The organism is Paenibacillus sp. FSL R5-0928, assembly GCF_037970385.1.
Lineage (GTDB): Bacteria > Bacillota > Bacilli > Paenibacillales > Paenibacillaceae > Paenibacillus_AQ > Paenibacillus_AQ odorifer.
The window spans coordinates 2533583-2546946 of sequence record NZ_CP150225.1 but is presented as its reverse complement, the minus strand read 5'-3'; the positions used below and the strand labels follow the sequence as shown (position 1 = coordinate 2546946).

Here is a 13364-nt window from a genome sequence, read left to right as displayed (position 1 = left end):
CCCTTTACAATTTAATAGCGTGGAACATATAAATTCTTATATTTTTACGAACGTTGCTTAGCCGTTTTTTGTAATACTTCCTGAGAATAAGTGTGAATATACTCCGTCAATTCTCTAAGTTTATCTAATGAAGCCTCCGGGAATAATCCATGGCCCAGATTGAAGATATAACCTGGCTCAAGCACACCTTCATCGATCAGTGCTTTCGCGCGTTCCTTCAAGAGGTCCATCGGAGCTGTAAGCAAATATGGATCAAGATTTCCTTGAATCGCAAATTTATTGCCTGTTCTGCGTCGGCCTTCAGTCAAGCTAACACGCCAATCCAGCCCGATTACGTCTGCTTGAAGCTTCGTAAGACTTGGCAGCAATTCTCCAGAGCTCACACCAGGAAAGTATATTTTCGGTACATCAAGATCAGATAATTCGGAAAAAATACGAGAAACCGTCGGCAGCACATACGTTTCAAAATCGCGTGGAGCAAGCGCACCAACCCAACTGTCGAACAATTGGAAGGCTTTGCCTCCACTCCGTACATGGCTTCGGAGGTAAGTGATAATCATATCGCCCAGCTTGTCCATCAGCATTTCCCAGACACGGGGTTCACTGTACATTAGCTCTTTCGTACGGATATACCCCTTGGAAGGTCTACCTTCGATCAAATAGCTGGCAATTGTAAACGGCGCGCCTGCAAAAGTAATCAAAGGAACGTCCAGTTCCTTATCCAAAATAGCAATCGTTTCCAAAATGTGGCTAAGATCACCCTCTACATCAATCGGTTTTAGTCTCTCCACATCAGCTGCACTACGGATCGGATTCTCAATTACTGGACCGATATCCTTAACGATATCGAATTTCACTCCGATTGAAGCAACTGGATTCATAATGTCGGAATACAAAATGGCCGCATCCACACCCAGCTTGCGAACGGGCATCATGGTTATTTCCGCTGCCAGCTCAGGCTGCTTGCAGATTTCAAGCAATGAATACTTTTCCTTGATTTTACGGTACTCGGGATCATAACGGCCGGCCTGCCGCATGTACCATACGGGAACGTGCTCCGTGTCCTGCTTTCTACAGGCGCGGATAAAAGTGTCATTGTAGGTCATGATAAGATCTCCATTATATTTTATTAGATTTTTTTAATCGGCATATCTACTATTATGCCCTTTTTAAAAGCTTGTAACAACTAATACGAAGAGTTTGGAATGACAATCCTATGACATTACTATGACATGTGTTGCACACATTAAGCTGCAAAAAATGATATACTGATAAAATGGCATTTTTTCCGTGAATCATATATTCTCTGAAATTCTTTGAAAGGATGTGAAAGCACTATGAAGAAATGGGAGACCTGGAAGGTCAACCTCTTAGTGCTTTGGTTCGGGCAATTTTTGGTGAATGCTGGAATGACAATGATTACACCCTTCCTGACCTTGTACCTTGCGAAGGATCTTGGTGTCCAGGGTGAACATGAAATTGGAATCTGGGCGGGACTTATTTTTGCCGCAAACTTCTTAACCTCTTTCATATTCCAGCCATTATGGGGCAAGCTTGCAGACAAGTATGGCCGTAAGATCATGTTGCTGCGTTCCAGCTTTGGGATGGCTATTGTCATGGTATTAATGGGCTTCGCACAATCCCCTTTACAGCTGCTCCTGCTCCGTCTCTTAAACGGTACAATCTCTGGCTTCAATCCCGCCTCCATCGCACTGGTGTCAGGTACTACCCCCAAAGAACGTATGGGCTTCTCCATGGGATTAATGCAATCAGGATCTGTAGCAGGAACAATTCTAGGGCCACTGATTGGTGGCTTACTTGCCGATTTAATCGGATTTCGGCCGATTTTTTATGTCGTTGGGGCCTTGCTCTTTATCGCCTCTCTCCTGGCATTATTTCTTGTTAAGGAAAAATTCGACCGCGCCGAAGCTGCACAGGAACCGCAGATTTCTGTACTCGCAGGTTTGAAGGAATTAATCAAAATCCCTCAGCTGCCAGCTCTATTCGGTGTAACCTTTCTGCTGCAATTTGCAATGATTAGTCCTATGGCCTTGTTGCCACTTTATGTAGAAAAATTAAATGGACCCGCCGAGAATATAGCCTTCTTGGCCGGAATGGTCAGTGCCGTTACAGGGATCTCCAATATGCTGGCTTCTCCCTTGCTTGGTAAGCTAAGTGACAAAGTCGGCGCACATCGTATTCTGACCTATGCGTTAATTGGCGCTTCACTATTCCTAATTCCGCAGGCATTCGTAACTAGTGTCTGGCAGCTGATTATAGTCCGTTTCCTAATGGGAGTCTTCATGGGTGGACTGTTGCCCAGCGTTAATGCGCTTATCCGCTCCTACACCCCTGACGGAAAAGAAAGCCGCGCATTCGGCTTCAACAGCAGTACATTGGCGCTAGGCAATATGCTGGGAGCTATCTTGGGCGGCTTTCTATCAGGTTACATCGGAATTGAGGGGCTCTTCATTATATCCGGCTGCTTGCTGCTGGTTAATACGATTTGGGTTCGATTGAAGCTGTACAAAGCAACAACACCGCGGTTATTTCGCTAATCAGCTATTTGACCATCGCTAGTGCCAGTCCATCATAGGCAGGCAGACATGTGCTGATAAGACGTTCATCCGTGGCGATCATCTCATTGAAGTGGCGCACAGCCAGGATGGCAGGACCATTTCTATCTGTATTTAAGGTCCGTCCACGGAGAAAAATATTATCACCCGCAATGATCGCTCCTGGATTGGCCAGCTTGATGGCATATTCCAAGTAGTTAGTGTAGTTCAACTTATCTGCGTCAATGAAAAAGAAATCGAACCTAGCGCCCTCTGCTTCCAGTGCCTTCAGGCTGTCCATTGCGGGTCCTATTCTATACTCCGTAGTATCGCCGAAGCCTGCCAGCTCTAAATTACGTCGGGCAAGCTCGGCATAGTCGGCTCTCAGCTCTAGCGAAGTCAGTGTGCCACCTTCAGAGAAACCGCGGGACAAGCAAATTCCGCTGTAACCGCCAAGTGCGCCAATTTCCAAAATACGCTTAGAGCGAGACAGTCTAACTAGCATGGTGAGCAGTCTTCCGTACCCCGGCTCGACAGACACCGGCGGCATGCCTGCTTGGACGATTGCTTCTTTTACTTGAAGCAGAATTTCGTCCTCTGTATAAAGTTGTTCACTGTATTCTTCTTGCGTAAGCATAAAGATTCTCCTTTGAGGATCCCCCGTTTGCTCATAGTAAGGGATGACGGGGAACATTTTATGATTTATGGAATGCCGGGCATTGTGAAGTGTCCCACATTCCCCTATACTTGTATGGATGCTTTAAAGGACGACAATGTCGTCTCTTCTTATTGTACTGGCTTTTTGTATTTATCTACAAGTTAAACGGAGTTGAGAGTATTTGAGCAAATTACAATTAATCGCTACTGCCCCTATGGGTTTAGAAGCTGTGGTAGCGCGCGAATTAAACGAACTGGGTTATGAGACCAAGGTCGAGAACGGACGAGTATTATTCAGCGGTGATTACATCGATATCTGTCGCTGTAACTTGTGGCTGCGTACATCTGACCGCGTATTGGTTAAAATGGGCCAATTCCCTGCTAAAACCTTTGACGAGTTATTCGAAGGGGTTAAAGCTTTGCCTTGGGAAGACTGGATTCCAGAGAATGGAGAATTCCCGGTTGAAGGACGGTCCCATAAATCACAACTAACGAGTGTACCCGCTTGCCAAGGGATTGTCAAAAAAGCCATCGTCGAGAAGCTGAAACTTTCGTATCATACAGACTGGTTCCCGGAGAACGGTCCTCGATATGTGATTGAAGTGATTTTATTAAATGACATCGCTTTGATCACATTAGATACCACAGGACCCGCACTTCACAAACGTGGTTACCGCAGACATGCAACAGAGGCTCCACTGAAGGAAACAATGGCTGCTGCACTAATCCAGCTTAGCCGCTGGAATGGCCATCGGCCGCTGTTCGATCCATGTTGTGGTTCGGGAACACTGTTAATTGAAGCCGCCATGATCGCTTGGAATATTGCACCAGGACTACGCCGCTCATTTCCATCTGAACATTGGCCAGTCATTCCGAAACATCTTTGGGAAGAGGCTCGCGAAGAAGCTTTCGATGCTGTGCGCGACGATTATCCTTTGCAATTAACGGGTACGGACATCGATCCAGAAGCAATTGAAATTGCTGAAGCCGCCGCCAAGAGTGCTGGACTGTCCGGAGAAATCACCTTCAAAGTGATGGCTGCCGCCAAAGCAAGACCTGAAGGAGAATATGGTTGTATCATCACCAACCCTCCATATGGTGAACGGATCAGTAATGACAAAGAAGTGGAGAAGCTGACCCGCCAGTTTGGTGAAATGATGATATATCTGCCAACATGGTCATTTTTTGCGATTAGCCCTTACAAGGAATTCGAACAATTTTACGGTCGTAAGGCAGACAAACGCCGCAAACTGTATAACGGACGTATCGAGTGTCAATATTATCAATACTTGGGTCCACTTCCACCTAGAAATCCGAAATAATTAGGATCACCATTGGTTTGAATGCAGAACGGACATCTACCTCGTATCGTATGAGGAGGGTGTCCGTTTTTCTCCGAGTATAAGACAGTTTTAGTTTAACACCCATCCTTTACGCTCTTATATTTCTAAGAGAAACGTTTGTCATCTAAAAAAGACAACAACGTTGTTTCTTCTCGTTTTATTTATTTTCTGTGCTAGGAGGCTTCAAAATGTCAGTTTTTCCATCAAGTCGGAGCAGCACAACCGTAACAAGTACAATAGCTTCTGTGATTCGCTCCCGATATATCGGTTATCTCCTTTTTCTTGGCATCATGCTGGCCAAGTTATTATTTCTGCATAGTGGGCTGCATGCTCCCAATATAGATATGAACCAGCAGGACAAATGGATCGCTGTAGGTTCAGTCATGTTATTGTCTTTTTGGACCCTGTGGCTTCCCCGCCGGGGACAGACGATAACGTTGTTAAGTATAAACTTGCTTCTGACGCTGCTTATTTATTCGGATATCGTCTACTATCGTTATTTTCAGGATTTTATCACGGTACCCGTATTGTTTCAGGCTGGACAGATGGATGCGCTTGGTGGAAGTATCTTCGCCCTACTGCGTCCTTCCGATCTTTATTTGTTCGCTGACTGGCTATTTCTTATTGCATACGGAATCGGCGTAGGATTATACCGCCGCAAATCCCATACATACTTGTCTAATGCCGTCCCTCGCCGTTATGGGCAATCTCACTCTTATTCTCAAACCGGTTATTCCCGCCGCTCTTCACGCCTAAGCAGGACGCTAAAAAGAAGCGTGAATGGGATCGTTGCTCTGGTGCTAGGTTGCGTGCTGACCTTTGGACCTATCCACACCTACGCTACTACCTGGGCTAAAGATCTATTCACTGGCAACTGGTGGAGTCTCGCCATGTATAACGTAACCGGACTAATCGGTTTTCACGGTTATGATATTTACTTATATGCTAAAGATCATCTAGGTCCGCAGCCCGAGCTTTCACAAGAAGAAGCCACCTCGATGCAGCTCTGGTTCAATGAACAAAACACTGAGCAAAGTGCCAATAATGACAGCTTTGGAGAATACAGCGGAAGCAACATTGTTGTTATTCAAGCTGAAGCTTTTATGAACTTTGTAGTTGGACGCTCAATATCCGGTCAGGAGATCACGCCTAATCTGAACGCTCTAATCAAAGAAAACACCTATTTCAGTAACTACTACCATCAGACCTCACAAGGCCGAACTTCCGATGCGGATTTCACGTCCAACGCTTCCCTGTACCCGCTGGTCTCCGGCTCGGTATTTGTCCGTTACCCGGATCATCAGTTTGACACGCTGCCTGCTATTTTGAAATCAAAGGGCTACAGTACCAATGCTTTTCATGCGTACGAAGGTAGCTTCTGGAATCGGCAGATTATGTATAACGCGATGGGTTATGACCATTTTTATAACAAAAAAGACTATACAATAGACGAACCTCTAGGCTGGTCTCTGGGTGACAAATCCTTTTTACGGCAATCCCTCGATATTATGAACACTTCAGAAACGATACAGCAGCCTTTTTATTCATTTTTGACTACACTATCCAGCCATCACCCTTATTCTCTCCCTGCAGATAAACAAGGGCTTGATACTGGAGAGTTCAAGGGCACGATCTTCGGAGATTATTTGCAGGCTGTTCACTATACGGATGAAGCTTTAGGGGAAATGGTCAAAGAGATGAAGCAGCGTGGGCTGTGGGATAATACCATTGTTGCTTTCTATGGAGATCATGATAATTCGATCCAGGAGATCGCTTATTACGAACAATTTCTCGGCAAAAGCCTTAGCGCACTCGATATGCAGCAAATAATGCATCAGGTTCCCTTGCTCATTCATCTTCCAGGCTCTAACGCCTCTGTCCTAGATTCAGCTCCAGCTGGTCAGTTGGATCTTACACCTTCCTTGCTCCATTTGCTCGGGATCTCACGTGATCCTTATTATCTCATGGGCAATAATCTGTTTAGCGGGCATGAGCGTCTTGTAACGCTGCGATCCGGCGCCTATGCCGATGCAAAGCTGTCTTATCTCCCCAGCGAGAATGGGCAATTTGCCAGCGGAACCTGTTATAGTCTCGAAAGCCGCGAAGCCGTGGACGTAGGGGAGTGCAGCATCGGGTATGAGACCAGCAAGCTCCGCCTACAGATCTCCGACGATATCATGAAATATGATGGAATCAAAAAGCTTAAGAATACACAATCTGCACCTTAAGCTTATATCCCGGTAAATGAAGAGACTGTCCACAAAACTATCGAAAAGGGCTGCTGCGACATCCTCTCTATGTTGGACATTCACTCCTGATCGTTGTTGGAAGCACGTTGGGTTTTCCGACTTAGATACGCGAAGTATCTCACTAACGGACACAGCTGACCTTAAACCCAGCAATATCCGAGATTTGGAATGCTAACGGACTCCAGAGCAGCTATTAGCCTGAAAAACGCCGATATGAGCCTCTTTTCTGAGGAATAGCGTCCATGGGGTCCGAAATCTTGCATTAACAGCTAAAAACACGCAAATAACATCATCTGAGTCCGTAACCCTTGTAGGATGAGGAGATGGTGGGATGGTGGAATGATAGGATGATGGGATGAGGAGATGAGGAGACGGTGGGATGATGAGATGGTGAGATGGTGAGATGATGGGACGATGGGTCGATGAGATGAGGAGACGGAGAAATGATGGGATGATGGACACGATTGAAGTAAGCCACCAATGACCAAAAAACACAGAGCAGCGATCCTCCAAATAACAGGAGAATCGCTGCTCTGTTTACTTTTACTTATTCTGAGAATGAAGAGGGATCGACCCTATTATCTTAGTTGATAAGAACTCAGTATTATTTCTGAACGGAGGGCTGTTTGATAAAAGCTTCTGCTTTCTTCAACACTTCATCCTCCGTTGGAGCACTCACATAACGACCATTCACATAAACAAAAGCCCGTTTGCCACATGGACCGCAGTACGACTTGCAGCCGACCTTGATCTCGGCATCAGGTGCCATTTTTTGCAGCTTAGGGATAATACTTTTCAACTTCATGAAATTACATTCATCGCACACTTGTATTTCGTTAGCCATGGAGCAACCCTTCTTTGTGTTCGAAATTTACAGGCGAGTGTTTAGTGATCGCCGTGATTACCTTTAGAGGGATTCGTAATGACAAAACCTTCTTGTGGAAGATACAAATAATCAACGACCACGCCATCAAGGAGTGGTTGACTCGGATCAAGAATAACATCGATTTCCTTATCTGTCGACACTACAACATCGTTCTCTTTAGGCGTGTCCAAGTCCAGTCCGTAGTGAGCATGATCACCGTGTGCATGTGTAATTGCTACGCGCAGCTTCAACTCGCTGTTTCCTTCAAGCTCCATTTGTTTCTTTATCACTTTAGCCGCATTGCGGGTAATTTTGACCTTCATCTATATTCCATCTCCTAGTCCGAAAATTAAATACTCAATTACTTATTTTAAAGGTAAATGACATCTAAAAGCAACTATATTAGCTAATTAGCTCTGAAGTTCTTGTCGAAAATGTGTGGTGCGATCCTATTCACCCTGCTGAAGTGTAGGATATTTCCGCCCCATTCGTGACACGAACCAGCCCATTAGCAGCATGGTCACTCCAATATCATCGATCGGAATAAATGGCATGAAGTCCGGCAAGACCCAATAGAGCAGTACTGGAATTGTAAATAACAGCTTGTCCCCCATTGCTACTTTAGGGGAGCGGATGTATTGCCAGGAGCTACTGAAGATATGGGACCATTGTTTTAGTGACAGTATTTTTTTCAGTTTCATGGTGACCCTCCTCCCAAGTAAAAAGGATACAGCCGCGGATAACGTGTAGTGACGACAGCGGCCATACCCCATGTTTTATTTTACGCAAGTTTACTGCAAATGTTTCATAATTATTTCACATTAGAAAGGAGCGTTGCCAATATAAGTCCTGTTTCCAAGGCCATATCTTCAAAATCTGCTAGTGGCAGCGGATTTTTGCCGATCCCCAGCTCCACCGTAAATCCAGGTTTGCGGAAGGTCTGAATAAACCAATCCTTATATCCGGCATCACTTCCAGTCAGCTCCACTGCCCGGTAACTGCTCGCAACTGCCAGCTGCGCGGCTAATTCACGGCTCTCGGGAGGTTCATACCCCCGGTAGTTCCAATAAATCTCTCCTCCTTGGCTATGCAGAGACACTGCAGCTTCGCCAGGCGCTGCCTCAGCCAGGGCAGCCAGAGCGGCTGCTTCTGGCTCACTCAGCGGCTCAGGGCCGCTGTAATCCCGCGGTGAGGGCAGCCTTACTCCCCGACGTTCCCGCTCCTCTTCCCAATGAGCGGGAAATTGATCCCCAAGATCCACACCGCGGATGTTAGCTTTCCAATGCCGGAAGCTGCTTCGTCCACCATTCCATTTCATGAGGTCATCATAAAACGGATGGTCTGGCAAAACCCCTTCCTGAACCAGCTCCACGCCATCTGGATTAGCCATAGGCACGACCCATAATGTCCAGTTTTGGAACCAAACCTCAGGACTGTGTCCATTCCATTCCAAGCCTTCAGCATAAGCTGTTGCATACTCCTCTATGAAGGACATCAAGCATGGCGAAGTCAGCCATTCATTGGCATGCAAAGCGGCGTTAACATGCAGATGACGAGTGCCATTCCCGATCTTGAGTACATGGAGCGGCTTGCCGAGCACGCTCGTGCCTATTGTGGCTGCTTGTATAAACGGGTATTGGACAAGCAAGCTGTCAATGTCGCTCTCAACCTCAGCCGGACCGTACTCCCCGCGCAGAAACACCACGCGGTCTGGAATTGGGGGTGGAATGACAAGTATTTTTCCAGGTGTACAGCAGCGCCCTGAGGTCACACCAGGATTAAGCTTCTCCAAATCCTCTAAATTCACCTTAAATAATGAGGTTATCCGTTCTGGAGTGTCCCCTTCCTGCACAGCATACCTTTTACGCGGCGAAGATGGCAGAAATAAAACCTGACCTGGGTATAAATAAGATTGTCTCCCAACCCATGGATTACCTTGAATAACATGCTCAGGAGTTAATCCATGTAGAGCGGCAATTCGGCTTACGGTATCTCCCCTGTTTGCAATATATTGTCGCATTAGGTCTCATCCTCTCGGCCTTAAATTGCTGATACAGCAATACAAAAACAGCGGCATACAGCACTTAACTCTATTGTATGCAAGCGCCACTACCCGGCATGAAGGAGAAATGAATCACAAGAAAAAACAACGTCATCGCCCTTTATAGATGGCAACCGTTTCTCATGAAAAATAAGGATATTACAGTTCCGCAGCATATAAGTGCTTATATTTCAAAAAAACAGACTGGGAAATGTGCTTTCCCAGTCTGTTTTTCTTTTACACTCCCATGGAGTTTGTCCCTATTCAATTCAACATTGCTCCTGCTTATAACGTAGATACTTGCCACACTACTGGGGTGCGTCTAATTTGTTCTCCAAGCCAGTCTCGCGCGATGCTTTGAAACATCTCAGCATCACCGCTGCAGAAAAACTGGTGAATTGGACTTTCATCCCCGATGGACAGCTTGCCTTTATCATATAAAATTGTGCTGATCTCACGAGCGGTCTCATCTGCAGAACTGATCAGCTTGACTCCCGATCCCATAGTCTCACCAATGGGTTCTACAAGAAATGGATAATGAGTGCATCCTAAAATTAAAGTATCGATGTTAGTGTCTTTAATGCCTTCTAGTGCCTCTTCTACGATATCGTAACTTTTCTCTGAGCGGAACTTGCCTTGCTCGACGAGTGGGACAAGCGCTGGACAGGCTTGACTTACAACCTCAACAAAAGGGGACAACTGCTTTAATGCGTTAGTATAAGCACCGCTGTTGATGGTTCCTACCGTACCGATCACGCCGACATGTCCGCTTTTGGTTGCGCTAATTGCTGCGCGGGCTCCGGGATGAATCACCCCAATTACAGGGATGGAGACCTTAGCTGAGATATAATCGAGTGCCGCAGCTGTTGCGGTATTACAAGCGATAACGATCATTTTAGGATTAAACTGGATCAAATAATCTACAATTTGTTCAGTAAACAGTTGTACTTCCTCGGTCGAACGGGGTCCGTACGGAGCTCGGGCAGTATCTCCGAAATAAATGATCTTCTCCCGCGGGAGTTGCCTCATCACTTCTTTGACAACTGTTAACCCTCCCACACCTGAGTCTAATATTGCTATAGCTTGCTGCACGAACACACCGCTTCCTTCTACTTGTTTTGTGTAGCTTATGTAAGGTGAAAACAAAATGTACCTGGCTTTCAGCCCCAATTGCAGATATTACTCCTTTTGCCCTCTGAGTTCAAGAGTAGTCTTCTTCCATCATTTAACAAGCGGGTGCAAACTAATTAAAAAAGCCACCCTCCGCCCAATGCGAAAAAGCGGCTCTATTATAAGAGAATGAGTACTCTTTTACCACTGAAACAGAGGATTTAAACCACGGTTCCATTATAGAATTTCTTTATTAACCTTGTCATCTTGAACGACTTCTTCAAAGCTGGCTTCTTCACTTACATCTTCACTTATAGTGGCCTCAACCAACTCAGTTTCCACTTCCAAAGTGGCAGCAGCCTCTTCAACAGCTTCTACAGCGTCAACTGCTTCTACAGCTTCTTCTGTAGCGATGCCGCTGACAGTTACTGTAATTTTTTCTTCTTCATCAACAGTATTCGCACATGATTTGCTCCATTCCCGAACTTCATGCACTACATGCCCAATCGAATCTTTTGCCTTGTCATAAATCTCAATGCTCTTATCTCCCGCTTGAACGGCAAGTTCTTGAACCTTTTCAATACCAGCGGTAGTTCCTTCTGCAATATCCTTGCGCAGCTCTTTACCTGGTTTAGGCGCGAACAGCAATGCTGTCACCGATCCAACCACACTGCCGACTAAAGCGCCCCATAATAAACCTTTGGTGTCCTTTTTCATCGTTTCATCTCTCCTTTAAATTCATTGCTCCCCGCTCTACCGGGCTAATGCCTATATCTGCTATATCATAAGCAGCAGGGGATTGTCTTGTGACTAATTATTATAACTTTTCAGAAGTTTTGTCTGTAACATTTTTGGGTACGATAGCGTAGCGGCAGCAATGGCCGCCCTCTGCCATACATTCATTACGTGTTACCTTAGCATCCAGCAGTTCTTCGAAAAGACTATGCTCACATTGGCAAGCCTTACGATACTGGGTAGCCACTTGGCGAATCGGGCAATTGTACTCCCTTATGACATATGAGCCATCCTCTTCACGGTTCCATTCTGCCATATATCCACCGGCATTTTGGATAGAAGATAATTCGGCGACGCGTTCTTCCAAATTGCGCCGTTCCATCATCGGAGCATACTGAGCGAGCATCCGGCGGCGGCGGCCTTCAAATAATGTATTAACAGCATCCAGTCCACTGCCGTAATCCAATTCACGCAGAAGCTCCAAAGCCAAGTTGTGATAACTTTTTGGAAAATATTCTTCGGCTCTCTCCGTTAATGAGTACATATGTAAAGGCCGCCCCATCGCTTGCCGGACCACTTTTGTCTTTGCAAGCCCTTCTTGCTCCAGCTGAAGCACATGACGACGGACACCCATCTCTGTAATTCCCAATTCTTCTGCCAGCGCGCCGATGGTCAGTGTTCCTTTCGTCTTCAGGAGCGTCATAATCATTTGTCTTGTCGATCCGCTTTCCTGCCCCATCTTCATCATAAAGGAACCCCTCTCTTTCACGGCTATCGCCTATTCTATGTGATTCTATCCTATGCTATTATAGCGGTACACTGGCTCCAAGCTCCTGGTCCAAATATTTCCGTACCTCAACGGCAAACTGCTCAAGTACTTCCGAAAGAATGGGGGTAAGTGGATGCAGATCACCTCTCTCCCAGGCATAATAATCCTGAACGAGTGGCTTACGCAGAGAAACTAATTCTATCAATCTCTCATAAATCTCACTTTGACCTAGCACTTTCTCTTCATGAATAATAGAAATTATATCCTCATAACTTCCAGCATCACGCATAATAAACCCGTCAATGAGACAGCTACCAACGTCTGTTACAACCTCTATTGCCAGATGGAGGCTGCGTTCCTGTATTAGTCCGGTTAGTGTTGTACCATCCCAGGAAGCTGCTACAGTCCGAAGACCAGCGGTAATATCAGGGATTTGAGCTAGAATGGTTTCGATTTGATTGCGGTTGACATAATACACAGCAATACCCCCATATCGATAATAGTTAGAGAATCGTCCTAATCTCTACTTACCGCGTTTGCCACGGCGTTTCAGCCAGAAGAACATTACGAAACATGCTCCGAGAAAAACGACTAAATAAGTTAACGCTTCCATTGGATACTCAAGCTCACGCATTCCTGTCACCGCTTCCGGTATAAAATGATGATACTATATTCAAGCAGCAGCTTAAATTTCGTAATCTACAGCAATTGAGAGCTCTTTGACTTCATTAATATGAGCAATAACTTCTTTATGAGCCGGATGAACCTGATACGCCTGTAAATCCTCTAGAGAAGCTACTTCTGTGACTAGAGCAATATCAAAGGAACGATCGGAATGAATGATGTCAGCACCCACCTCGATGGAGAGAAGCTGCGGAATCTTGCCTTCCATATTACGCAATACCGCTACCGTTGCCGCTACGCTTTCTTCGGACCGATCTTTTAATTTGAAAAACACAATATGTTTGATCATTCTATATCGCTCCCTAATGTAATATTGTAATTAGATATTAAAAATATATCATAAGCGTAGCTGTTCT

At 45.6% G+C, this 13364-nt stretch carries 14 protein-coding genes; 3 read left to right on the top strand and 11 right to left on the bottom strand.

Translation table 11 applies throughout. From position 1 onward, the window contains the following. Positions 1–44: 44 nt before the first annotated feature. Positions 45–1106: a uroporphyrinogen decarboxylase gene (gene hemE, locus MKZ16_RS11265; RefSeq protein ID WP_076107462.1), complete on the bottom strand. Its 1062-nt coding sequence runs from the start codon at positions 1104–1106 to the stop codon at positions 45–47. A 231-nt stretch (positions 1107–1337) separates the two neighbouring features. On the opposite strand from hemE, the gene MKZ16_RS11260 reads away from it, so the two are divergent. Continuing rightward, positions 1338–2558 (top strand): MFS transporter, encoded by a 1221-nt coding sequence (locus MKZ16_RS11260; protein ID WP_036689232.1) that lies wholly within the window; start codon positions 1338–1340, stop codon positions 2556–2558. 4 nt (positions 2559–2562) lie between these two features. Here MKZ16_RS11260 and MKZ16_RS11255 read toward each other — a convergent pair whose 3' ends face one another. Continuing rightward, positions 2563–3192, bottom strand: a complete 630-nt coding sequence (locus tag MKZ16_RS11255) for an O-methyltransferase (RefSeq protein WP_036689230.1) — start codon at positions 3190–3192, stop codon at positions 2563–2565. Between the two features lie 202 nt (positions 3193–3394). Between MKZ16_RS11255 and MKZ16_RS11250 the strand changes: the two genes are divergently transcribed. Beyond that, positions 3395–4534: a class I SAM-dependent RNA methyltransferase gene (locus tag MKZ16_RS11250; RefSeq protein ID WP_036689227.1), complete on the top strand. Its 1140-nt coding sequence runs from the start codon at positions 3395–3397 to the stop codon at positions 4532–4534. Positions 4535–4743: 209 nt separating this feature from the next. Then, on the top strand, positions 4744–6783 hold the full coding sequence (locus tag MKZ16_RS11245) for an LTA synthase family protein (RefSeq protein ID WP_076107464.1): 2040 nt from the start codon (positions 4744–4746) through the stop codon (positions 6781–6783). Positions 6784–7408: 625 nt separating this feature from the next. Here the strand turns inward: MKZ16_RS11245 and MKZ16_RS11240 are convergent. From MKZ16_RS11240 to MKZ16_RS11200, 9 genes are all read right to left on the bottom strand, one after another. Beyond that, positions 7409–7648, bottom strand: a complete 240-nt coding sequence (locus MKZ16_RS11240; RefSeq protein ID WP_036689224.1) for a DUF1450 domain-containing protein — start codon at positions 7646–7648, stop codon at positions 7409–7411. A gap of 41 nt (positions 7649–7689) precedes the next feature. Next, entirely contained in the window at positions 7690–7992 is a 303-nt protein-coding gene (locus MKZ16_RS11235) for a heme biosynthesis protein HemY (protein ID WP_036689223.1), read from the bottom strand. Positions 7993–8118: 126 nt separating this feature from the next. After that, positions 8119–8370 carry a hypothetical protein gene (locus MKZ16_RS11230; RefSeq protein ID WP_036689222.1) on the bottom strand — a complete coding sequence of 84 codons (252 nt, stop codon included), beginning with the start codon at positions 8368–8370 and terminating at the stop codon, positions 8119–8121. Between the two features lie 110 nt (positions 8371–8480). Continuing rightward, on the bottom strand, positions 8481–9689 hold the full coding sequence (locus tag MKZ16_RS11225) for a M14 family metallopeptidase (protein WP_036689219.1): 1209 nt from the start codon (positions 9687–9689) through the stop codon (positions 8481–8483). Between the two features lie 306 nt (positions 9690–9995). Beyond that, positions 9996–10802 (bottom strand): glutamate racemase, encoded by an 807-nt coding sequence (racE, locus tag MKZ16_RS11220; protein ID WP_036689641.1) that lies wholly within the window; start codon positions 10800–10802, stop codon positions 9996–9998. A gap of 255 nt (positions 10803–11057) precedes the next feature. Then, positions 11058–11537 (bottom strand): YtxH domain-containing protein, encoded by a 480-nt coding sequence (locus MKZ16_RS11215; protein WP_076107466.1) that lies wholly within the window; start codon positions 11535–11537, stop codon positions 11058–11060. A 100-nt stretch (positions 11538–11637) separates the two neighbouring features. Then, the gene (locus MKZ16_RS11210) at positions 11638–12303 is read right to left on the bottom strand and encodes a metalloregulator ArsR/SmtB family transcription factor (protein ID WP_036689218.1); all 666 of its coding nucleotides are present in this window, start codon (positions 12301–12303) and stop codon (positions 11638–11640) included. A gap of 58 nt (positions 12304–12361) precedes the next feature. Then, a complete protein-coding gene (locus tag MKZ16_RS11205; protein ID WP_076098416.1) occupies positions 12362–12802 on the bottom strand; it encodes a HepT-like ribonuclease domain-containing protein in 441 nt (146 codons plus the stop codon). 207 nt (positions 12803–13009) lie between these two features. Continuing rightward, the gene (locus MKZ16_RS11200; protein WP_036689213.1) at positions 13010–13297 is read right to left on the bottom strand and encodes a Dabb family protein; all 288 of its coding nucleotides are present in this window, start codon (positions 13295–13297) and stop codon (positions 13010–13012) included. Between the last annotated feature and the right edge of the window lie 67 nt (positions 13298–13364).

What these genes read in the sequence shown, in the direction of transcription:
- hemE (WP_076107462.1), bottom strand. Translation starts at nt 1,106, where the DNA reads ATGACCTACAATGACACTTTTATCCGCGCCTGTAGAAAGCAGGACACG.
- MKZ16_RS11260 (WP_036689232.1), top strand. Translation starts at nt 1,338, where the DNA reads ATGAAGAAATGGGAGACCTGGAAGGTCAACCTCTTAGTGCTTTGGTTC.
- MKZ16_RS11255 (WP_036689230.1), bottom strand. Translation starts at nt 3,192, where the DNA reads ATGCTTACGCAAGAAGAATACAGTGAACAACTTTATACAGAGGACGAA.
- MKZ16_RS11245 (WP_076107464.1), top strand. Translation starts at nt 4,744, where the DNA reads ATGTCAGTTTTTCCATCAAGTCGGAGCAGCACAACCGTAACAAGTACA.
- MKZ16_RS11240 (WP_036689224.1), bottom strand. Translation starts at nt 7,648, where the DNA reads ATGGCTAACGAAATACAAGTGTGCGATGAATGTAATTTCATGAAGTTG.
- MKZ16_RS11235 (WP_036689223.1), bottom strand. Translation starts at nt 7,992, where the DNA reads ATGAAGGTCAAAATTACCCGCAATGCGGCTAAAGTGATAAAGAAACAA.
- MKZ16_RS11230 (WP_036689222.1), bottom strand. Translation starts at nt 8,370, where the DNA reads ATGAAACTGAAAAAAATACTGTCACTAAAACAATGGTCCCATATCTTC.
- MKZ16_RS11225 (WP_036689219.1), bottom strand. Translation starts at nt 9,689, where the DNA reads ATGCGACAATATATTGCAAACAGGGGAGATACCGTAAGCCGAATTGCC.
- MKZ16_RS11215 (WP_076107466.1), bottom strand. Translation starts at nt 11,537, where the DNA reads ATGAAAAAGGACACCAAAGGTTTATTATGGGGCGCTTTAGTCGGCAGT.
- MKZ16_RS11210 (WP_036689218.1), bottom strand. Translation starts at nt 12,303, where the DNA reads ATGATGAAGATGGGGCAGGAAAGCGGATCGACAAGACAAATGATTATG.
- MKZ16_RS11200 (WP_036689213.1), bottom strand. Translation starts at nt 13,297, where the DNA reads ATGATCAAACATATTGTGTTTTTCAAATTAAAAGATCGGTCCGAAGAA.